Annotated in this window: 19 protein-coding genes, 1 tRNA gene and 1 riboswitch; of the genes, 11 read left to right on the top strand and 9 right to left on the bottom strand. The window is 64.0% G+C overall.

All coding sequences use genetic code 11. From position 1 onward, the window contains the following. Nucleotides 1-94 precede the first annotated feature (94 nt). Nucleotides 95-235, bottom strand: a riboswitch (TPP riboswitch). A gap of 220 nt (nt 236-455) precedes the next feature. Beyond that, a complete protein-coding gene (locus NCS03_RS05290; protein WP_250528888.1) occupies nt 456-1,397 on the top strand; it encodes an EamA family transporter in 942 nt (313 codons plus the stop codon). A 350-nt stretch (nt 1,398-1,747) separates the two neighbouring features. Then, nucleotides 1,748-2,530, top strand: a complete 783-nt coding sequence (locus tag NCS03_RS05295) for a DUF4397 domain-containing protein (RefSeq protein WP_008350569.1) — start codon at nt 1,748-1,750, stop codon at nt 2,528-2,530. 59 nt (nt 2,531-2,589) lie between these two features. Here the strand turns inward: NCS03_RS05295 and NCS03_RS05300 are convergent, their stop codons facing one another. The 3 genes from NCS03_RS05300 to NCS03_RS05310 all read right to left on the bottom strand — a co-directional run bounded on the left by NCS03_RS05300 (nt 2,590) and on the right by NCS03_RS05310 (nt 5,317). After that, nucleotides 2,590-3,231 carry a dihydrofolate reductase family protein gene (locus tag NCS03_RS05300; protein WP_250528905.1) on the bottom strand — a complete coding sequence of 214 codons (642 nt, stop codon included), beginning with the start codon at nt 3,229-3,231 and terminating at the stop codon, nt 2,590-2,592. A 293-nt stretch (nt 3,232-3,524) separates the two neighbouring features. After that, on the bottom strand, nt 3,525-3,659 hold the full coding sequence (locus tag NCS03_RS05305) for an entericidin A/B family lipoprotein (RefSeq protein ID WP_008350566.1): 135 nt from the start codon (nt 3,657-3,659) through the stop codon (nt 3,525-3,527). A 188-nt stretch (nt 3,660-3,847) separates the two neighbouring features. Further along, nucleotides 3,848-5,317, bottom strand: a complete 1,470-nt coding sequence (locus NCS03_RS05310; RefSeq protein WP_250522902.1) for a sensor histidine kinase — start codon at nt 5,315-5,317, stop codon at nt 3,848-3,850. Nucleotides 5,318-5,466: 149 nt separating this feature from the next. Here NCS03_RS05310 and NCS03_RS05315 point away from each other — a divergent pair, with 149 nt between their 5' ends. The 5 genes from NCS03_RS05315 to NCS03_RS05335 all read left to right on the top strand — a co-directional run bounded on the left by NCS03_RS05315 (nt 5,467) and on the right by NCS03_RS05335 (nt 7,847). Continuing rightward, on the top strand, nt 5,467-5,643 hold the full coding sequence (locus NCS03_RS05315; protein WP_008350561.1) for a DUF1328 domain-containing protein: 177 nt from the start codon (nt 5,467-5,469) through the stop codon (nt 5,641-5,643). Between the two features lie 54 nt (nt 5,644-5,697). After that, nucleotides 5,698-5,859, top strand: coding sequence for a DUF1328 family protein (locus tag NCS03_RS05320; RefSeq protein ID WP_008350559.1), 162 nt, complete (start codon nt 5,698-5,700; stop codon nt 5,857-5,859). Nucleotides 5,860-6,054: 195 nt separating this feature from the next. Beyond that, complete coding sequence (locus tag NCS03_RS05325) at nt 6,055-6,630, top strand: ferritin-like domain-containing protein (protein WP_008350558.1); 576 nt, start codon at nt 6,055-6,057, stop codon at nt 6,628-6,630. Between the two features lie 94 nt (nt 6,631-6,724). Beyond that, entirely contained in the window at nt 6,725-7,357 is a 633-nt protein-coding gene (locus tag NCS03_RS05330) for a response regulator (protein ID WP_008350556.1), read from the top strand. Between the two features lie 49 nt (nt 7,358-7,406). Continuing rightward, the gene (locus tag NCS03_RS05335) at nt 7,407-7,847 is read left to right on the top strand and encodes a response regulator (protein ID WP_239295414.1); all 441 of its coding nucleotides are present in this window, start codon (nt 7,407-7,409) and stop codon (nt 7,845-7,847) included. A 9-nt stretch (nt 7,848-7,856) separates the two neighbouring features. Here the strand turns inward: NCS03_RS05335 and NCS03_RS05340 are convergent, their stop codons facing one another. Together NCS03_RS05340 and NCS03_RS05345 are read right to left on the bottom strand one after the other, a co-directional pair. Further along, nucleotides 7,857-8,657: a phosphodiesterase gene (locus tag NCS03_RS05340; RefSeq protein WP_250528889.1), complete on the bottom strand. Its 801-nt coding sequence runs from the start codon at nt 8,655-8,657 to the stop codon at nt 7,857-7,859. 59 nt (nt 8,658-8,716) lie between these two features. After that, nucleotides 8,717-9,073, bottom strand: coding sequence for a hypothetical protein (locus tag NCS03_RS05345; protein WP_008350549.1), 357 nt, complete (start codon nt 9,071-9,073; stop codon nt 8,717-8,719). A 199-nt stretch (nt 9,074-9,272) separates the two neighbouring features. Here NCS03_RS05345 and NCS03_RS05350 point away from each other — a divergent pair, with 199 nt between their 5' ends. Both NCS03_RS05350 and NCS03_RS05355 read left to right on the top strand, forming a co-directional pair. Next, entirely contained in the window at nt 9,273-9,557 is a 285-nt protein-coding gene (locus NCS03_RS05350) for a hypothetical protein (RefSeq protein ID WP_008350548.1), read from the top strand. A gap of 111 nt (nt 9,558-9,668) precedes the next feature. After that, nucleotides 9,669-9,881, top strand: a complete 213-nt coding sequence (locus tag NCS03_RS05355) for a hypothetical protein (protein WP_250528890.1) — start codon at nt 9,669-9,671, stop codon at nt 9,879-9,881. 29 nt (nt 9,882-9,910) lie between these two features. Here the strand turns inward: NCS03_RS05355 and NCS03_RS05360 are convergent. Beyond that, nucleotides 9,911-9,995 (bottom strand) — tRNA-Leu (locus NCS03_RS05360). A 203-nt stretch (nt 9,996-10,198) separates the two neighbouring features. Between NCS03_RS05360 and NCS03_RS05365 the strand changes: the two genes are divergently transcribed. After that, nucleotides 10,199-10,651: a metallophosphoesterase family protein gene (locus tag NCS03_RS05365; protein WP_008350545.1), complete on the top strand. Its 453-nt coding sequence runs from the start codon at nt 10,199-10,201 to the stop codon at nt 10,649-10,651. Between the two features lie 54 nt (nt 10,652-10,705). Here NCS03_RS05365 and proP read toward each other — a convergent pair whose 3' ends face one another. The 3 genes from proP to argA form a co-directional block, all read right to left on the bottom strand. Further along, nucleotides 10,706-12,181 carry a glycine betaine/L-proline transporter ProP gene (gene proP / locus NCS03_RS05370; RefSeq protein WP_033536864.1) on the bottom strand — a complete coding sequence of 492 codons (1,476 nt, stop codon included), beginning with the start codon at nt 12,179-12,181 and terminating at the stop codon, nt 10,706-10,708. Between the two features lie 667 nt (nt 12,182-12,848). Next, nucleotides 12,849-13,121, bottom strand: a complete 273-nt coding sequence (locus tag NCS03_RS05375; protein ID WP_008350541.1) for an oxidative damage protection protein — start codon at nt 13,119-13,121, stop codon at nt 12,849-12,851. Between the two features lie 58 nt (nt 13,122-13,179). Then, entirely contained in the window at nt 13,180-14,550 is a 1,371-nt protein-coding gene (argA, locus tag NCS03_RS05380; protein ID WP_033536863.1) for an amino-acid N-acetyltransferase, read from the bottom strand. A 22-nt stretch (nt 14,551-14,572) separates the two neighbouring features. Here argA and hrpA point away from each other — a divergent pair, with 22 nt between their 5' ends. Then, on the top strand, nt 14,573-19,030 hold the full coding sequence (gene hrpA / locus NCS03_RS05385) for an ATP-dependent RNA helicase HrpA (RefSeq protein ID WP_250528891.1): 4,458 nt from the start codon (nt 14,573-14,575) through the stop codon (nt 19,028-19,030). The last annotated feature ends 50 nt before the right edge of the window (nt 19,031-19,080 follow it).

The raw sequence follows: 19,080 nt of genomic DNA on the forward strand, positions 1-19,080 counted from the left end.
CGAGCGATGTCGTAGCTCGTGGTGACTCAGGAGCTAAACAGGGAGGAACGAGATGGAAAGGTACGGGTTCGGTTGAAGTGGCGTGGACTGCGGCCTATGGAACCCGAACGCTTCCCTGCGCTGGCATTATCCAGATCAGGTTCAAAGGGTATTTCTCACCCACGCCACACGAAGCGCTTCGTCGATGAAACCGCACGAAACCGCGATGTGCAACGCAGGACCCCCGCGTTAGCAGCCGACACGTTACACCGCGGCGTGGCGTCTTGGCAACCATCCCGAAAATGAGCCGATGGATGCGAGCGCTTACTGCATAATGTCGGGCGCCGCGGATTTCCGGGTTTTCCCGAAGGTCGCGCGGTCCTTCCTCGCGCCATTCCCCTTTGCTTTACGCCATGTCGTTCTGTCTGGTTTTGCCCGTTTTTCTCCGGCGCGCAGCCGTCGCCGCGGAGTGATGCATGTCCGCACTGCCTCCGCCGCGCCTGCCGTTCAGCTTCCCTGACCGTTTTCCGTTTCGCGCGCCGCGCTCTTTCAAGGGGCAGGTCGCGCTTGCACTGACGGTCGTCTATCTCGTTTGGGGATCGACGTATCTCGGCATCCATCTCGCGCTCGAATCTTTTCCGCCGTTGATGCTCGGCGGGCTGCGCAATCTGTTCGCGGGCATCGGGCTATTCTTGATCGCGGTGCATCGCAAGTCGGTGTGGCCCAGCGCGCGGGAAGTGCGCAACGCGGCGATCGTCGGCACGTTGCTGGAAGGTCTGTCGAGCGGGATGATGGCTTACGGCATGCGGACCGTGGGGACCGGCACGGCCGCCGTGATGGTCGCGACGGTGCCGCTTTTCGCGACGATCTTCACCGCGCTCAGCGGACGCGGCGTCGCGAAAGGCGAGTGGTTCGCGGTGGCGCTGGGTCTGCTCGGGATCGTGCTGCTGAATCACGGCGATCCCTCGCCGAGTTCGACGGTCGGCACGCTGGCGATTCTGTGCGCCGCGATCTTCTGGGCGGGCGGCGCGCATCTGGCGACGCGCCTGCCGCAGCCTTCCGATCTGCTGATGTCGACGGCGCTGCAGATCGGTTTGGGCGGATTGATCGCGACGGCGATCGCGTTCGCATCGGGCGAGCGGTTGGCGAGCGTCGGCGTCGGCGCGGGGTTCTCGTTTTTGTATCTCGTTGTGATCGGTTCGATGGCCGCTTATGTCGCGTATAACTTTCTGATCCGCAATACGAGCACGATCGTCGCGACGAGTTGTCTTTATGTGAATCCGGTGGTGGCGGTTGGTTTGGGCGCGCTGCTGCTCGGGGAAATCGTCACGCAATGGACCGTGATTGCGACCGTTGTCATTCTGCTTTCCGTTGGGCTTTCGTTCGGGTTTGATCAGCGGCGGCGGGGACTTCTCTGAACGCACCATCCTTGTAAAAACCGCTTCTCGTCACGCGGCGACGCTGCATTGATCGATGCAGCACCGCGCGGGGTCTTCGCGCATCCCGAGCAATTCCTCTAACGAATCCGAAACCCTTTCCGGACGGGCCTCAGCGGCCGATACACGCCATCGTCGCACCGTCTCGGGGCATGCTCATTGCTCAACGCATGCGCCACTTCGACGGCAAATCTGATCGATCGAAATGGCAAGAGGGAAACCCGAATCGGGCCCGGCGAGCGAGCGCGCAAAGTCCTGCGGATGCCTAATCGTCCGGACCCGGATGACGATGTGGCCGATCAAATCAAATCAAAACAAAGGAAGGTGAAACCATGAAGCTCATCCGCACCGCTGCCGCGCTTGCCGCCGTCGCCGCTTTGCTCTCCGCTTGCGGCGGAAGCTCCGATGACGTCGGCAAGGAAATCGGCGTCACTCAGCCGCAAGTCCATTTCATCCACGCGATCCCGAGCGGCCCGAACGTCGACTTCTACGACAACAGCAAGATCCTGCAGCCGAATCTCGCCTATAAGGCGGTGACGAACTTCGCGAACATCGACACGGGCCAGCACAACTTTTCCTACGCCGCCGTCAACACGACGACGCAACTCGCGACCGACACGACCATCTCGAACGCGGCGAAAGGGCACGAATACACGGTGATCGCGCTGCCGGACGCGGGCTTCGTGCCGTCGATCGCGGTGATCGACGATCCGTTCGACAAGGGCCTGCTATCGAGCAGCGCACGCGTGCGCGCGTTCAACGCATCGACGAACGCGCCGAACCTCGACATCTATCTCGTCGCGCCGGGCACGAACATCTCGACCGTCAGCCCGACGATGGCGGGCGTCGCCTACAAGAACGCCGTACCGGCGACGACGCAAGACTCGATCTACGTCTCCGGCGGCACGTATCAACTGATCGCGACGCTGCCGGGCTCGAAGACGCCGGTCTATAAATCGGCGTCGTTCGATCTCGTCAACAACGCGGACTGGCTCGTGACGACGCTGCCTTCGGGAAATGCAGCCACGCAACTCGTGCCCGAGAAGATTCGCGTGCTCGTCGCGCAGGGCGGAAACACGCAGCAGCCGGCGCTCGAATTGCCCGACACGCAATAAGGCATGAACCGCACAGCCCGGCCGGAAGAATCGGCCGGGCTTTTTCGTATCGCGCGCAGCTACTTCGCAAGGACGATGTGCGTGGCCCGCTCCGTCGGAACGTGCTCGACCGTCCGATATCCCAAAGCGCGCAAATCCAGACCGTCGAAGAGCGATTCCCCTTGCCCGAGCGCCACCGGCGCGAAAGCGAGGTGGATTTCATCCACATGGCCGGCCTGAATGTATTGCTTGACCGTGGCCGCTCCGCCGCTGATCTTGATGTCCTTCGCGCCCGCCGCTTCGCGTGCCTTTTGCAGCGCGACCTCGATGCCGTCCGAGACGAAGTGAAACGTCGTCCCGCCTTGCATCCGAATCGGCGGACGCGGGTAATGGGTCAGCACGAAAGTCGGCGCATGATAGGGCGGATCCTCACCCCACCATCCTTTCCATTGTTCATCCGGCCATTCGCCGCGAATCGGCCCGAACATGTTGCGCCCGACGATGAACGCGCCGAATCCGTCCATCGCGCGCCGGGCGAAGTCGTCATCGACACCGGTTTCGCCGTCGTCTTTTCCCTGCATCCGCCGAAACGTCTGCGTCGGGAAAAACCACTGAAAGAGCTCCGGGCCCCGCACCCCGAGCGGATGTTCCAGACTCTGACCGGTTCCCGCGGCGAAGCCATCGAGCGAAACGCCGAACCCGGCTACTTTTACTTTGGCCATTCGTGTCTCCCTTTGCGCTGTGAATCCCGATGTCTGAAGCCAGGCATCATCGCTCAGGAAGGCATCGAGATGAGCGAACTCTATCGCAGCGAAGGGGATCTGGGTCATCGGCGTCATTGTGCAGAGAATGACGCGTGACCCGTGGGACGCCGCGAGCGGCCTGGACGACACACGAACGGCTCCAAAGACAAAAAAAATCCCGCCACGCGAAGGTGGCGGGAAGAGAGAGAACTACGTCAACGCTATGGAACGCCTGAGCGGGAACGCCGCAGCGAAGCGGCGCGCCTCGTGAATTACTTGTGCTGCTCCGCGGAGTTCGAGATGGCCTGGCCGCCCTTCGAGATGTCCTGACCGGCTCCCGAAACGGTGTTGCAGCCTGCGAGAGCCGCGCTGCCGGCGATGAGGAGTAGAGCGATGAGTCGAGTCATGTGTATTCCCCTTGGAGTTGAAATGCGTGACAGGAAAAACGGTTCGCGCATCGTGTGTGGTCGACGGGCGCCTGGCTGACGTCCTGTCTTACCGGTGTGATCAATCATAAAAAAGCGCATCGTTCGCGGATGTAGGCACGCATGCGATTCTGGTGTCGGCGTCGTCCGCATTTCGTGTCGGCGCCGTCCTACGTGGATGCCGCGACGACCGGCGCATCGGCGCTGCGCTCGCGGGGCATCGACACGCTGATCGCCGTGCCGCGCGGCGTCGCGCGCTCGATCTCGAAGCGTCCGCCGCGCGCCGACACGCGCTGCCGCATGCCGACGAGCCCATGCGTCTGCGTGCGCTTCAAATCCTGCGGCCGAATGCCGATGCCGTCGTCGGTGATCGAGAGCGACACGTTCGCTTCATCGACCGTCAGCGCCACGCGGATACGGCTCGCGTGCGCGTACTTCGCCGCGTTCGTGAGCGTCTCCTGCGCGACGCGGAAAAGCGCGATTTCGATCGCCTCGCCGAGCTTCACGTCCTCGCCCGGCAGATCGAATTCGACGTTCCAGCCGTTGCGCTGCGCGGCTTCATCGGCGAGCGAGCGCAGCGCCGTGACGAGACCGAAGTTGGCGAGCACCGTCGGGCGCATGTCCTCGATGATGCGGCGCTTCAACGCGATGCCCTGATCCAGATTGCCGAGCGCGCGCGCGAGTTTTTCGGCCATCGCGGGCTCGCTGTCCTTCAGCTTGCCGCGCACCCACGCGACATCCATCTTGCTCGCGGTGAGGATCGAGCCGAGTTCGTCGTGCAGTTCGCGCGCGAGCTCCGTCTTCTCGTTTTCGCTGACGGACTGCAAGTGCCACGCGAGCGCCTCGAGCTGACGCGTGCGCGCGAACACGAGCTGATCGAGCTCTTCCTGCTGCGTGATGAGCGCCTTCTGCACGCGCGCCTGCTTGTCGAGCTGAATGCCGAGATTACGAAACAGCAGGATGAATAGCACGATGTTGAGGGCGCACAACGCGCCCACGCACAGCGTCGAGATGCGCTGGTCGGCGCGGCTCGCGTCGAGCGCGTGTTGCGCGCGCTGCTCTTCGTTCAGGCGCAACAGCGACAGCGCCGCATCGAGCGTGGCGCTCGCGTCGGGTGGCGGCAGGGCACGCGTGGCATCGGCGTCGGGCGAATCGGCGATGCGCGCGGTGCCTTGCGCGATTTCATCGTCGGCGGCGGAGCGGATCTGCGCGAAGCTCGCGAGCGCGGTGTCGTCACCGATGCGCCGGTAATACGCATCGAGCCACGCCAGCGTGCGCCGCACGCGTCCGGCCGCGTCGCGGAAATGCGCCTGATACGCGTCGTCGGCCTGTAGCGCGAAGCCGCGTTCGTCGGCGGTGAGCGCGGCGATATCGGCGGCGAGCATCGAAAGCTGCGCGGTCGCGCCTTTCGCTTCGAGCGCGGTCTCGTATTCCGACGCGATCCGCATGCGCCCCGATTCCAGAATGATCAGCCCGCCGACCGTGATGACGATCGCCACCGTCATCGCGACCGCCCAGCTATAGCGGCGCATCCAGTCGTTGAAGCGCGTGGCGCGGCGCGCGATTCCTTCGGGCGCGGGCGGCGGCGTGTCCTCGGGCAAGATCGTCGTCGGTATCGCGGTGGGCGGTACGTGGCTCATGGCGTGGGTCGTCCGGCGTTTCACTTAGAGCAGCCGATTTGAAAGCAAGTGTCGGTGGATTCCCACAGCAAAAAAGGAGCCTGCCCGAATGCGCGGCGCGCATCGCGTGGCTACGATAGTTCCGTCATCCACTCCTACGGGGAACGATCATGCTGAAGTGGGCCTTGTTTTTCGCGATCGTAGCCGTGATCGCCGGCGTGCTGGGGTTCACCGGCGTCGCTGCCGGAGCGGCCGCCATCGCCAAGTTCCTGTTCGTGCTGTTCCTGATCCTGTGCGTCGTGTTTCTCGTGCTCGGCTTCGTCGTCACGAAGAAAGCGATCGATTAGCGGCGTTCCGGACGTATCGACAAAACGTAATCAACAACTCAGGAAGGAGGTCACATGCTTCATTACGCTGCAGTCTTCTTCGTCATCGCCCTCATCGCGGCCGTGTTCGGTTTCACGGGCATCGCGGCCGGCGCGGCGGAAATCGCGAAGATCCTTTTCTTCATTTTTCTCGTCGTGTTCGTGGTCACTTTGCTGCTCGGCGTGTTCCGAACGTGACGCCCGCTTAGCTAAAAGCCACGAGCCATCAAGCCGCGCGCGGGTTTCATCACCGTCGCGCGGTTTCTTCGACAGATCAGGCATGGTGTGTGCATCGGAGTATCGGATTGGATAGCAGGGCGCTATGAAAACCCTGGCGCCGAAGCCTGCTCCAGCGAACAACGTCAACTCACCTGTCAAAGAGGAGCGAACCAAATGTCCAAATCGTCTGCGGTAAACGCCGAGCCGAGCCAATCCACCGACGCCTTCGTTCTCGATGTCGAGAAGATCCGCGCCGATGCCCGGCAGCACATGGACGAAGGCGCGGTGACGACCGGCTACGGCGCCGATCGCGAGACCGTGCTGAAGCTGCTCAACGATTCGCTCGCCACGGAAATCGTCTGCACGCTGCGCTACAAGCGCCACTATTTCATGGCGAAGGGCATCCACTCGGAAGCCGTCGCACAGGAGTTTCTCGAGCACGCGAACGAGGAACAGCAGCACGCCGACACGCTCGCCGAGCGCATCGTGCAACTCGGCGGCGCGCCGAATTTCGCGCCCGACGGCCTCTCGTCGCGCTCGCATTCGCAGTACAGCGAAGGTAAGGATCTGATCGACATGATCCGCGAGAATCTGATCGCGGAGCGCATCGCGATCGACACGTATCGCGAGATCATCCGCTATCTCGGCGACAAGGACGTCACGACGCGTCGCATCTTCGAGGACATTCTCGCCGTCGAGGAAGAGCACGCCGACGACATGGCCGATCTGCTGGAAGGCCGCAACGGATGAGGACGAGGGCGCCGGGCACGCGTCGCGCGCCCGGCGCCCGCATGACATGGCCGATCCACTGGTAGCCGACCGTCCGGCAGCACGGACCACGCGAATGATTCGAGTCTTGATAGCCGACGACCACGCCATCGTGCGCAGCGGGTTCAGGCAGTTCGTCGCCGACGAACCCGACATGGAAGTCGGCGCGGAAGCCGCCACCGGCGACGAGGCCATCGCGCTCGTGCGCGCGCAGGCGTTCGATGTCGTGCTGCTCGACATCGCGATGCCCGACAAGAACGGCGTCGATACCTTGCGCGTCATCAAGCAGATCCGCCCGGAGCAGGGCGTGCTGATGCTTTCGGGGTTCCCCGAAAGCCAGTACGCAATCAACCTGCTGAAGGCGGGCGCGAACGGCTATCTGAACAAGGATGCCGCGCCCGACGAAATCGTGCGCGCGATCCGCACGGTGGCACGCGGGCATCGTTATCTGTCGGAGTTCATCGCGGATGCGCTCGCCGACAAGCTCGACAAGCCCGCCGCCGAGCGCCCGCACGAACTGCTGTCGGAACGCGAGTTTCAGATTTTCTGCAAGCTCGCGGGCGGCCAGTTGCCGACGGAAATCGCGCAGGAACTGCATCTGTCGGTGAAGACGGTGAGCACGTATCGCGCGCGCGTGCTCGAAAAAATGCGGCTTTCCAATAACGCCGACCTCACGTATTACGCGATCAAGAACGGCCTGATCGAATAGCGGCGCATCGTTCGAACATCCGCGAGAGCACTGCCGGAGGACGCCCGCCGTGGGCAATCACATCGACACTGACGACCGAATGGAGCAGCCGGGCGCGCGGCGGCCGCCGCTCGCGGCGTTGCTGATCGAGGATTCGCCGCTTATCCGCCGCAGCCTGACCGAGGCGATCGACGCGCTCGGGCCGTGGCGCGTGACCGCGTTCGCCGATGCGCCCGACGAGGCCATCGCGCTGCTGTCGTCGCGGACTTTCGATGCGATCATCGTCGATCTGCAACTGAAGCGCGGCTCGGGCATCGACGTGCTCGCCTGGCTCAAGGAGGGCGGCGCGCCGCGCTCGGAAACCGCGTTCATCGCGGTGCTCACGAATCACGCGCTGCCGACGTATCGCGAGCGTTGCCTGCAATACGGCGTGCGTCACTTCTTCGACAAATCGCTCGAGTTCGATCGCGTGCTCGACGCGCTCGACGACTACGCGCGCGAGCGCACCTGAAGGCTCGGCTCAGAAAGGCTGCGGCCCGCCACCTTGTTCGACGCTCATGCAATGCGTGACGAGGCCGACGCCGGCGCGCCACAGATGCAGCCCGAATGCGGGCGGCTCCATCACGAAGGCTTCTGGACCATCGGATTTCAATTGCAGCGCGACCTGATGCGCCGTCGACGGGGCGCACCACACGATCGTGCCGCCGAAGCGCGCGCTGATCGCGCGGTGCACGTGGCCGCATACGATGCGCTCGACGTTCGGATGACGCCGCACGAGTGCGTCGAGCGCGCGGCTGTCGTCGGGCGCGAGGCGGATGTCGTCCATGAAGCCGATGCCGCATTCGATCGGCGGATGATGCATGCCGATCAGCACCGGCCGGTCGCGCGAGGCGTCGAGCTGCGCTCCGAGCCAGGCAAGGCGCGTGGCGCACAGGCGTCCCGCGCCGGAGCCGGGATCGAGCGTGTCGAGCGCGATCACGCGGACTTCGCCGACGTCGAACGCGTACTGCAGGAAACCGTCGTGATCCGCGAGCTCGGGGAGATCGCCGAAGACGGCGCGCAGATTCGCGCGGTCGTCGTGATTGCCGGCGATGACGCGCCACGGAATGGCGAGCCGGTCGAGGAGCGTGCGCAGATGCCGGTATTCGTCGATGCCGCCCGCATCGACGAGATCGCCGGTAACAAGCACGGCGTCGGGGCGCGGATCGAGCGCGTTGAGGACGTCGATCGCGCGGGCGAGATACGCGGCAGTATCGACGCGGCCGTAGGCGAGCGTGCCCGGCGGCGTGATGTGCAGATCGCTGATCTGGGCGAGCAGCATGCGCGAATCTCCTCGTCGCGGACGGTTTCGGGCTGGGTCGTCGGATTCAGTCGTCGGATTCAGTCGTCGGATTCGGCGACCGGCGGCTTGGGCGCGAGCTTCGCGGGGACGAGCCACTGGAAGCCGGTCATCGACGTTTCGCTGAACGTGCATTCGGCGGCTGCGGGCACCGATGAAGACTTCGTGGCCGGCGGCTTCGGCGGATTCTGGATCGTGCCGTGCACGACGACCCGCGAGCCATGATAACTCGCGCCGGAACCGGTGATTTTGAGCGGCGCGCTCGCGGCGTCGGGATAGTCGGCCCGCACCTTCTCCTTGCAGGTCTCGACGTTTTTGTAATAGGACGTGCAGCCGCCGAGACAGGCGAGCGAAGTCGTGAGCAGGACGGGCAGCAGGTGACGGATGCGATGGTTCATCGATGAATTCGGTCGGTGCCCGATGCGGCGAGACGCGCCGGGGCGTGATGAGTGTCGGGCGGAGCTTTATAACATGCGTGCCGCAGTGCATCACTGTAGTGCATCGCGGCGCGTGACCGCTTGTTTTGTGCAGCGATGCGGTAGCACAATCGGCACTGACGTTCGACGAGCGCGTTCCTCACCGATGGAGACGACCGCCATGCAGAAGGACATCGAAGTAGGCGATTACCTGCTCGCCATGCAGGCCGTGCCGAAGCCGCTCGCGGCCGATGGCGACGAGGATGCGGCGCCGTCCGAAGGTTACGCGATCCGCGTGCGCGTGACGCGCCTCGACCAGAAGCCGCTGCACGGTTCGAAACTCGCCGACGACTCCGGCGAAATGACCGGCGACCGCGGCCCGTTCGAGACCGTCGCCGAGGCGATCGCGCACGGCGAGGCGTGGGGACGGCACTACGTCGCGCGTGTGCTGGGGCATGCGGTGTAGGCAGCGAAGGCAGCGAAAGAGGGGATCGGTTTCCCCGCGTGCGGCGGGTTCAGCGAGATGGTGCGTGCGGCTAGACTCGGGTTCATCGACCGGACCATCGCGGAGCCCGCCATGACGCCCGTTGCGCTCTACATCACCCCGAACTACATCGCTTCCGTGAAGAGCGGCAAGGCGCGCGACTGCTTCGGCGGTACGGTGCGCTTCGTCGGCGTGGATGCGTTGCCGTTCGATATCGAGCATGTGTGCCTGCTCGAACGCGATACGGCGATCGAAGCGCTGTTCGATGCAGTGAGGGATGCGGAGCGGTTGTTGAACGCGGTGTGAGGGTGCGGCGCGCTGCCCTTCATACTGCTTGGTGCCGGGGACCGGACTCGAACCGGCAAGCCGTGAGGCGGCGGATTTTAAGTCCGCTATGTTTACCAATTTCATCACCCCGGCAGGGCGGACGCGATTCTACCATTGCATGCGACCGCGCCAAAGCCGCGCCGCTCGTCGTATACAAGCCGTTCGACAAGGTTTCGGCCGTCCCGCATAATCGCCGGCACCGATTCAGTCGCGAGGACACGATGATGGTGCCGGAACCGAACGTGGCGCACGGCGAGGACTTCGGCGTGCGCGCGAACGAAGAAGCGTGACGCCTCATGCGTATTGCCCTTATCTCCGATACCCATAACCTCGTGCGCCCCGAAGCGCTCGACGCCTTGCGCGGCTCCGCGCACATCATCCACGCGGGCGATATCTGCAGACGCGACGTGCTCGATGCGCTCGCGTCGCTCGCGCCGCTCACCGTCGTGCGCGGCAACAACGATATCGCCGATGACCTCGCGCGGCTGCCCGAACACGCGCGCATCGAACTGGGCGGCGCGACGATTCACGTCGTCCACGATATCGCCGATGTGCCGAAGCAGCTCGACGGCATCGATGTCGTCGTGACCGGTCATTCGCACAAGCCGCTCATCGAGCGGCGCGGCGGCGTGCTCTTCGTGAATCCCGGCAGCGCGGGGCCGCGTCGCTTCAGATTGCCGGTCACGCTCGCGCTGCTCGATATCGACGACGGCAAAGCGGAAGCGCGCATCGTTTCGCTGATCGAATGAAAAAAGGGCCGGCGCTTCACGCACCGGCCCTTCCATTCGATCACGCCAGAACGCTTACGCGCGCACCGTGCCTTCCGGGAACGCATCGTCCATTTCGGCGGCTTCGCGATGGCCGCGCAGAATCGCATGCGCTTCCGACTTCGACGCGACCGCCGGCGGCGAGCCCTTCAGCGGCTTCTTCGCCGTCTCGGAGAGCGCGAGCACCGACACGATGCCGATGATCGACGCGCCCATCAGATAGTACGCGGGCATCATCAGGTTGCCGGTCGTGTCGACGAGCCATGCGGTGACGAGCGGCGTCGTGCCGCCGAAGAGCGACACCGACACGTTGAAGCCGATCGCGAGCGCACCGTAGCGGATCTTCGTCGGGAAGAGCGCCGGCAGCGACGACGGCATCACGCCCGTGAACGTCGACAGCAGCGCGCCGAGAATCATCATGCCGGCGAAGATCGACGGAACGGTGCCCATGCGGATCAGCGAGAGCGAAGGAATCGACAGCACCAGCAGACCGATACAGCCGGCGAGCATCACCGGCTTGCGGCCGATCGTGTCCGACAGACGGCCGGCGAGGAGCGTGAGCGGCATCATCAGCACCATCACGACGAGCACGATGAAGAGGCCGTGCGTCTCGTTGAACTTGAGCGTCGCCGACAGATAGCTCGGCAGATACGACAGCGCCATGTAGTCGGTCACGTTGAAGATCAGCACGAGGCCCACGCATTGCAAGAGCGGCTTCCATTGCTGGATCAGCGTCTCGCGGAACTGCTCCTTGGTCGTCTCGTGCGACACGGCTTCGGCCTTTTCGGCTTCACGCTGGAATGCAGGCGTTTCTTCGAGCTTCATCCGGATGTAGAGACCGATCAGCCCGAGCGGACCCGCGATCATGAACGGAATGCGCCAGCCCCACGACAGCAGGTCTTTTTCCGACATCACCGCCGTCAGCACCGCGACCACGCCCGCGCCGAGCACGTAGCCGACGAGCGTGCCGAATTCGAGAAAGCTCGACATGAAGCCGCGCTTCTTGTCCGGCGAAAATTCGGCGATGAAGGTCGCCGCGCCGCCGTACTCGCCGCCCGTGGAGAAGCCCTGCACGAGACGCGCGATGAGCAGCAGCACCGGCGCCATCACGCCGATCGATTCGTAGCTCGGAATGATGCCGATACAGAAGGTGCCGACGGCCATCATGATCATCGTCATCGCGAGCACGCGCTTGCGGCCGATGCGGTCGCCGAGCGGGCCGAACACCATGCCGCCGATCGGGCGCACGAGGAAAGCGGCGGCGAACGTGCCGAAGGTCGCGAGCAACTGCGCGGTGGGGCTGCTCGACGGGAAGAACACACGGCCGAGCGTCACGGCGATGTAGCTGTACACGCCGAAATCGAACCACTCCATCGCGTTACCGATGGCCATGGCGCCGACGGCGCGCTTCAACAGGGATTGATCGACGATGGTGATGTCGTCGAGGGTGAGGTCGGACTTCTGACTGGATGAATCGCGTTTGCGCCAAAGGCCCTCGTTAAGAGAAGACATAGTTCGAAAAACTCCGTATTCGATCCCGACGCTCAAAGAACGTCGGGTGCGTCGCCGCGGAGGACGGACGCAAATTACCGGGATAGTGCAGTTTCGAGACGGCGCCGCGAACGCTTGAAGACGAAAGCAAAGGCTTTCCGCGACCTCGGGCCGAGCGGCTCGAAGTCGATGAGCGAAAAGAAACACGGTGCCGGTGCCTCGCGCGGGTGTAGTCGCGAAATTGCACTCGGGTGAAACACACGAATTTGACGTGCGGACGGCGAACGCAGCGCTGAATGACTGAGTTGCCGCGGGTGGGCCGCGACGTCGGCGAAAAAACAACTTGAGACGAAAAAGGCCGGCGTTACTGCTTGGAAAACCGACGCGCCTCTTTGTATAAGAAACTGTCACTACCGCGCAACGCCCGAACTTGAAGTCGGAAACATTTGCACGTGAATGATGGTGAATTGCTGTTGATAACGAGCAAGATGATAACACGATGACAGACGATCTGCAAACCGGTCTGCCACCGCGCTCGAGCCCGGCGGCCGCAAAGCCTTGTCGGACTTAGGATTGCGCCGATTGTCATCTCGTGGTCCGATGTACTAAGCGGAACAATTTTCCGCCGCGCGGACAACAAAAAACCGGCCGCTCGGGCCGGTTTTTGCGATGCGATGAACGCGCGATTTCAGCTTTGCGGCGGCACGTAGCCGGACGCCGTATCGGCGCCTTCGCCGAAGAAATACTTCTCCGTCTGCTTGATCAGATACTGGCGTGCGCGCGGATCGGCCATGTTCAGCCGATTCTCGTTGATGAGCATGGTCTGCTGCTTGAGCCAGCCTTGCCAGGCTTCCTTCGAGATCGTTTCGTAGATGCGCTTGCCGAGCTCGCCCGGCAGCGGCGGGAAATCGAGTCCTTCGGCTTCCTTGCCGAGCTTCGCGCATTGAACCATTCGGGCCATTGTGAGTTTCTCCTCTGTATCGGGGGCAAAGCGCCGTTCGACGCTTCTTGGATCATGTTCAAAGCTGTTTCATCAGGACGAGCGACTTGCGCTGCCAGTTATAGAGCCGCCGGCGATCTTCGGGCAGATCGTCCACGGTCACTTTCACGAAACCGCGTTTCAGGAACCAGTGTTCGGTGCGCGTCGTCAGCACGAAAATGCGCGTCAAGCCGCGTGCGCGGGCGCGCTGTTCAATGCGCTTCAACAGGCGTTCGCCGTCGCCCGAACCTTGCGCTTCCGGCGCGACCGTCAGGCAGGCCATTTCGCCGATGCGCTCCTGTGTGTACGGATAGAGCGCCGCGCAGCCGAACAGCACGCCATCGTGCTCGATGACCGAGAAATGGTCGATGTCGCGCTCGATCTGGTGCCGTCCGCGCCGTACGAGCGTGCCGTCGGATTCGAGCGGCTCGATCAGCGTGAGAATGCCGCCGACGTCGTCGGGCGTCGCTTCGCGCAGGCTTTCGAGATTCTCGTACGAGATCATCGTGCCGACGCCGTCGTGCAGGAACAGTTCGAGCAGCACGCTGCCGTCGAGCGAATACGGAATGATGTGGCCGCGCGCAACGCCGCCGCGGCACGCGCGCACCGTATGCTTCAGATAGAACGCCGTGTCGCCCTGCAATTCGCCGCTTTCCTGCAAGCGATAGGCGTCGTCGAGCGACATTTCGCGGATCAGCTCGTTTTCCGAGTCGCCGAGACCCGGAATTTCGGTCACGAAAATGATCTTGTCGGCGCGCAGCGCAATGGCCGCGGCGGACGCGACATCTTCCATCGACAGGTTGAAGGCTTCGCCCGTCGGCGAAAAACCGAGCGACGACAGCAGCACGAGCTTGTTCGACGCGAGCGACTGGCGGATGGAATCGCCGTCGATCTTGCGCACGACGCCGGTGTGCTGGAAATCGACGCCATCGAGAATGCCGACCGGCCGCGCCGTCACGAAGTTGCCCGACACCACGCTGATGTGCGCGTGCGCCATCGGCGTGTTCGGCAAGCCCTGGCTGATCGCGGCCTCGATGTCGAGACGCACTTCGCCGGCGGCTTCTTTTGCGGATTCGAGCGCGCGGGCATCCGTTATGCGCAAGCCGTGAGAGAACGACGACTCGACGCCGTGCAGGCTCAGTTGCTCGTCGAGCTGCGGACGCGAGCCGTGCACGAGCACGACGTGGATGCCCATTGCGTGCAACAGGCCGACGTCCTGCACGAGCGCGTTGAGGCGACCTTCCTGCACGAGTTCCCCGCCGAACGCGACAACGAAAGTCTTGTTTCGAAACGCGTGAATGTAGGGCGCGACGGATCGCATCCAGTCGACGAACTGGGCGTGGGGATTCGGCGCTTCGGGCTCGACTGCCGGCTGCGTCGCGGTCATCGTGAGGTCGGTTTGGGAATTCATCCCGGGATTATAATGCGACGCTATGCCGAATGTTTCTCGTCCCTCACGCCCCGATCAGGCGGGCAAGTCTCAGTCCGCCGACAAATCCCTCGATACTCAGGAGCAGTTGCGACAACTGCGTGAAAGTCTGCTGCGCGAGACGCGGGAGGGCGCGGGCACGTCCGATTCCGGCGAAGCGGCGGGTTTGAGCAAGAAGGAACGCGCCGCGCAGCGGTTCGCGGGCGGGAAAGCGGCGGCGGAGGCTCCTTCGCAACCGAAGAAGGCGGCGCAATCGAAAGAGCGGCCCGCGAAAGCGGAGGTCACGGCGCAACGTCCGCCGAAGCCGCGCGACACGGCGCAAGCTGCCACGCAAGCGCCCCCGAAACGCGAAGACGCGAGGCGTGAACAAGGTGCGCGGCCGCAGCGTCCGGCGCGCGTTCAGCAGCCGAAGCCCGTCGAAGCGCGCCAGCCGCAGCCGCAGCCGCAACCTGCGCCGCGTGTCGAACCTTCGGCCGAAACGCGCCCGCCGCGCAAACAACGCCCGGTTGAAGCACGTCCGCCGCGCGAACAACGCCCGGTTGAAGCACGTCCGTCGCACGTCGAACGCCCGGCCGAAACGCGTCCGCCTCGCGAGCAACGTCCGCCGCGCGCGCCGCGCGTCGTCACGCCGAATCCCATTCCGCCGATCACGTTTCCCGAAGCGCTGCCCGTTTCCGGACGACGCGAGGAAATCGCGCGCGCGATCGCTGCGAATCAAGTCGTGATCGTCAGCGGCGAAACCGGCTCGGGCAAGACGACGCAATTGCCGAAGATCTGCCTCGCGCTCGGACGCGGTCTCGGCGCGGGCGGCAGCGGGCTGATCGGGCATACGCAGCCGCGCCGCATCGCCGCTTCGGCGACCGGCCGGCGCATCGCGGAGGAACTCGGCACGCCGTTCGGCGAAGTCGTCGGCTACAAAGTGCGCTTCACGGACAATCTGGCGCCCGGCGCGTCCGTCAAGCTGATGACCGACGGCATTCTGCTCGCGGAAACGCAGACCGATCCGCTGCTGACCGCCTACGACACGATCATCATCGACGAAGCGCACGAACGCAGCCTCAACATCGACTTTCTGCTCGGCTATCTGAAGGAAATCCTGTCGAAACGCCCGGATCTGAAGCTGATCGTCACGTCCGCGACCATCGACGCCGAACGCTTCGCGCGCCATTTCGGCAGCGACGAAAAGCCCGCCCCGGTGATCGAGGTGAGCGGACGGCTGTATCCGGTGGAAGTACGCTATCGGCCGATCGAAGAGGAAAGCGAGGCGATCAGGAACGCGCAGGGCACGGCGCCCAAACGCAACGATCGCAAAGCCGATCGCGATCTGATGGAAGGCATCGTCGATGCCGTCGATGAACTGTGCCGCGTCGGTCCCGGCGACGTGCTCGTGTTCCTGCCCGGCGAGCGCGAAATCCGCGATGCCGCAGAAGCGTTGCGCAAGCATCATCCGCCGCATACGGAGATCCTGCCGCTCTTCGCGCGCCTTTCCGCGCAGGAGCAGGAGCGCGTGTTCAAGCCGTCGAACGCGCGGCGCATCGTGCTCGCGACGAACGTCGCGGAGACGTCGCTGACGGTGCCGGGCATCCGCTACGTGGTCGATACCGGCATGGCGCGCGTGAAGCGTTATTCGTATCGCAACAAGGTCGAGCAACTGCAGATCGAGCCGGTGTCGCAGGCGGCGGCGAATCAGCGCGCGGGCCGATGCGGGCGCGTCGCGGACGGCGTGTGCATCCGTCTGTACGACGAAGCCGATTTCGCCGCGCGGCCGCGCTTCACCGATCCCGAAATCCTGCGCTCGTCGCTCGCGGCCGTGATTCTGCGGATGAAGTCGCTGCATCTGACGGCGATCGAAACGTTTCCGTTCATCGAACCGCCGCCGGGCCGCGCGATCGCGGACGGCTATCAATTGCTGAACGAACTCGGCGCCGTCGATGACGACAACGCGCTGACGAGTCTCGGCCGCGAACTCGCGCGCCTGCCGCTCGATCCGCGCGTCGGCCGCATGATTCTCGCCGCGCGCGATCATCATGCGCTCGCGGAAGTGCTGATCATCGCGTCGGCGCTGTCGGTGCAGGACCCGCGCGACCGGCCGATCGAGGCGCAGGAGCAGGCGGATCAGGCGCATCGGCAGTTCGTCGACGAGCGCTCCGAATTTCTGCAGTGGACGCGCATCTGGAAGTGGTTCGAGGAAGCGGTCGCGCACAAGAAATCGAACAAGCAGCTCGCGGATGCGTGTCGCGCGAATTTCCTGTCGCATCTGCGTTTGCGCGAGTGGCGCGACGTGCATTCGCAACTGCTGACGGTCGTGCGCGAGCACGGCTGGCGTCTGAACGAATCGGATGCGACCTTCGAGCAGGTGCATCTGTCGCTCTTGACGGGCCTGCTCGGCAACGTCGGTCTCAAGGCCGACGACGAGCCGCATTATCTCGGCGCGCGCGGCATCAAGTTCTTTCTTTGGCCGGGCTCGGCGCTCTTGAAGAAAGCGGGGCGCTGGGTGATGGCGGGCGAACTCGTCGAGACGAGCCGCCTCTACGCGCGCACGATCGCGAAGATCGAGCCGGAATGGCTCGAAACGGTCGGCGCGCATCTGCTGAAGAAATCGCTATCGGACGCGCATTGGGAGAAGAAGGCCGCGCAGGTCGTCGCCTACGAACGCGCGACGCTGTACGGGCTGACGGTGTATGCGCGTCGGCGCGTGAGCTTCGGCAAGCAGGACGCGAAATACGCGCGCGAACTGTTCATTCGCGGGGCGCTCGTCGAAGGCGAATTCGATACGCGTCTGCCGTTCTTCGCGCACAACCGCAAGCTCGTCGCGGACATCGAGCAACTGGAACACAAGTCGCGCCGTCAGGACGTGCTCGTCGACGATGAACTCATCTACGGCTTCTACGATTCGCTGATCCCCGAAAACATCTGGACGGGCGCGGCGTTCGAGCGCTGGTATCGCGACGAGCAGAAGAAAGAGGGCAACGACAAGCTGCTGTTCCTGTCGCGCGACGACCTCATGCGTCACGAAGCTGCCGGCGTCACGACGGATCTGTTTCCGAAGCGCATGACGATGTCGGGCATCGAAATGGCGCTGACGTATCACTTCGAGCCGGGTTCGCCGCGCGACGGCGTCACGCTGCAAGTGCCGCTTTACGGGCTGAATCAGGTCGATGCGCGCCGCGTCGAATGGCTCGTGCCCGGCATGATCAAGGAGAAGGTGCAACTGCTGCTGAAGTCGCTGCCGCAGAAGCTGCGCCGTCACGTCGTGCCGTTGCCGGAATACGCCGCGGCTTTCGCCGGGCGTCATGGCGGGCCGAAGTTCGGCGCGGGCGCGCTCGTCGATTCGCTCATCGCCGATATTCGCGAGCAGACGCAAATCGCCGTGAAAAGCGCCGATTTCAAGCTGGAAACGCTGCCCGCGCACCTGTTCATGAACTTCAAGGTGATCGACGAACACGGCCGCCAGCTCGCGATGGGCCGCAATCTCGCGCAGTTGCGCGCGGAACTCGGCGGGCAGGCGCAGCAGCAGTTCCAGAAACTGACGTCGGCGGCGGCGTTCGATGCGCTTTCCGGGGACTCCGATACGCCGCCCGCACAGCAACCGGCAAGCGAAGGCACCGCGCTCTACGAAAACCTGACGACTTGGAACTTCGGCAAGCTGCCCGAGCTGCTGGAAATCCGCCGGCGCGGGCAGACGCTCTTCGGCTATCCGGCGCTCGTCGATCGCGGCACGCATTGCGACGTCGAAGTGTTCGATTCGCCCGAGGAAGCGGTGCGTATTCATCGCGCGGGATTGCGCCGGCTTTTCGCGCTGCAGTTGCGCGAGCCGATTCGCTATCTCGAGAAAAATCTGCCGGGCCTGCGGGAGATGTCGATGCAATACATGGCGCTCGGCACGGCGGACGAACTGCGCGATCAGATCGTGGAAACGGCGCTCGATCGCGCGTGCCTGCAAGACCCGCTGCCCGACGACGACGCCAGCTTCCACGCGCGCCGCGACGCCGCGAAAGGGCGTCTGACGCTGCTCGCGAACGAAATCGCGCGGCTCGTCGGCACGATCCTCAACGAATATGCGGCGCTCGCCAAAAAGCTGGCGTCGGTGAAATCGTTCGCGTCGGCCTATGCGGACATGCAGGCGCAATTGAGCGCGCTCATCGGCAAGCGTTTCGTCATCGATACGCCGTATGCGCAGCTTGCGCATTTTCCGCGCTATCTGAAGGCGATCGCGCAGCGCGTCGACAAGCTCAAGGCCGATCCGGCCCGCGACGCGCGTCTCGCCGCCGATCTGCAGCCGCTCGCGCAGAACTATCAGCGCGCGTTATCGCAGCGCGGCGGCGTCGCGGATGCGCGGCTTGCCGAATATCGCTGGCTGCTGGAGGAATTGCGCGTATCGCTGTTCGCGCAGGAACTGCGCACGCCGATGCCGGTCTCGGTAAAACGCCTCCACAAGGTGTGGGAATCGATGCAGCGTTAGGTTTCCGCTGGAAAGACGCAAAGAATCAACGTATTGCGCAAAAAGACCTC

It is taken from the genome of Caballeronia sp. ATUFL_F1_KS4A, from assembly GCF_023630905.1.
In the GTDB taxonomy this organism is placed as follows: Bacteria; Pseudomonadota; Gammaproteobacteria; order Burkholderiales; family Burkholderiaceae; genus Caballeronia; species Caballeronia zhejiangensis.

Excerpts from the sequence above, each read along its gene's own strand:
- NCS03_RS05290 (WP_250528888.1), top strand. The coding sequence starts at position 456 with ATGTCCGCACTGCCTCCGCCGCGCCTGCCGTTCAGCTTCCCTGACCGT.
- NCS03_RS05295 (WP_008350569.1), top strand. The coding sequence starts at position 1,748 with ATGAAGCTCATCCGCACCGCTGCCGCGCTTGCCGCCGTCGCCGCTTTG.
- NCS03_RS05300 (WP_250528905.1), bottom strand. The coding sequence starts at position 3,231 with ATGGCCAAAGTAAAAGTAGCCGGGTTCGGCGTTTCGCTCGATGGCTTC.
- NCS03_RS05305 (WP_008350566.1), bottom strand. The coding sequence starts at position 3,659 with ATGACTCGACTCATCGCTCTACTCCTCATCGCCGGCAGCGCGGCTCTC.
- NCS03_RS05310 (WP_250522902.1), bottom strand. The coding sequence starts at position 5,317 with ATGAGCCACGTACCGCCCACCGCGATACCGACGACGATCTTGCCCGAG.
- NCS03_RS05315 (WP_008350561.1), top strand. The coding sequence starts at position 5,467 with ATGCTGAAGTGGGCCTTGTTTTTCGCGATCGTAGCCGTGATCGCCGGC.
- NCS03_RS05320 (WP_008350559.1), top strand. The coding sequence starts at position 5,698 with ATGCTTCATTACGCTGCAGTCTTCTTCGTCATCGCCCTCATCGCGGCC.
- NCS03_RS05325 (WP_008350558.1), top strand. The coding sequence starts at position 6,055 with ATGTCCAAATCGTCTGCGGTAAACGCCGAGCCGAGCCAATCCACCGAC.
- NCS03_RS05330 (WP_008350556.1), top strand. The coding sequence starts at position 6,725 with ATGATTCGAGTCTTGATAGCCGACGACCACGCCATCGTGCGCAGCGGG.
- NCS03_RS05340 (WP_250528889.1), bottom strand. The coding sequence starts at position 8,657 with ATGCTGCTCGCCCAGATCAGCGATCTGCACATCACGCCGCCGGGCACG.
- NCS03_RS05345 (WP_008350549.1), bottom strand. The coding sequence starts at position 9,073 with ATGAACCATCGCATCCGTCACCTGCTGCCCGTCCTGCTCACGACTTCG.
- NCS03_RS05350 (WP_008350548.1), top strand. The coding sequence starts at position 9,273 with ATGCAGAAGGACATCGAAGTAGGCGATTACCTGCTCGCCATGCAGGCC.
- NCS03_RS05355 (WP_250528890.1), top strand. The coding sequence starts at position 9,669 with ATGACGCCCGTTGCGCTCTACATCACCCCGAACTACATCGCTTCCGTG.
- NCS03_RS05365 (WP_008350545.1), top strand. The coding sequence starts at position 10,199 with ATGCGTATTGCCCTTATCTCCGATACCCATAACCTCGTGCGCCCCGAA.
- proP (WP_033536864.1), bottom strand. The coding sequence starts at position 12,181 with ATGTCTTCTCTTAACGAGGGCCTTTGGCGCAAACGCGATTCATCCAGT.
- NCS03_RS05375 (WP_008350541.1), bottom strand. The coding sequence starts at position 13,121 with ATGGCCCGAATGGTTCAATGCGCGAAGCTCGGCAAGGAAGCCGAAGGA.
- argA (WP_033536863.1), bottom strand. The coding sequence starts at position 14,550 with ATGAATTCCCAAACCGACCTCACGATGACCGCGACGCAGCCGGCAGTC.
- hrpA (WP_250528891.1), top strand. The coding sequence starts at position 14,573 with ATGCCGAATGTTTCTCGTCCCTCACGCCCCGATCAGGCGGGCAAGTCT.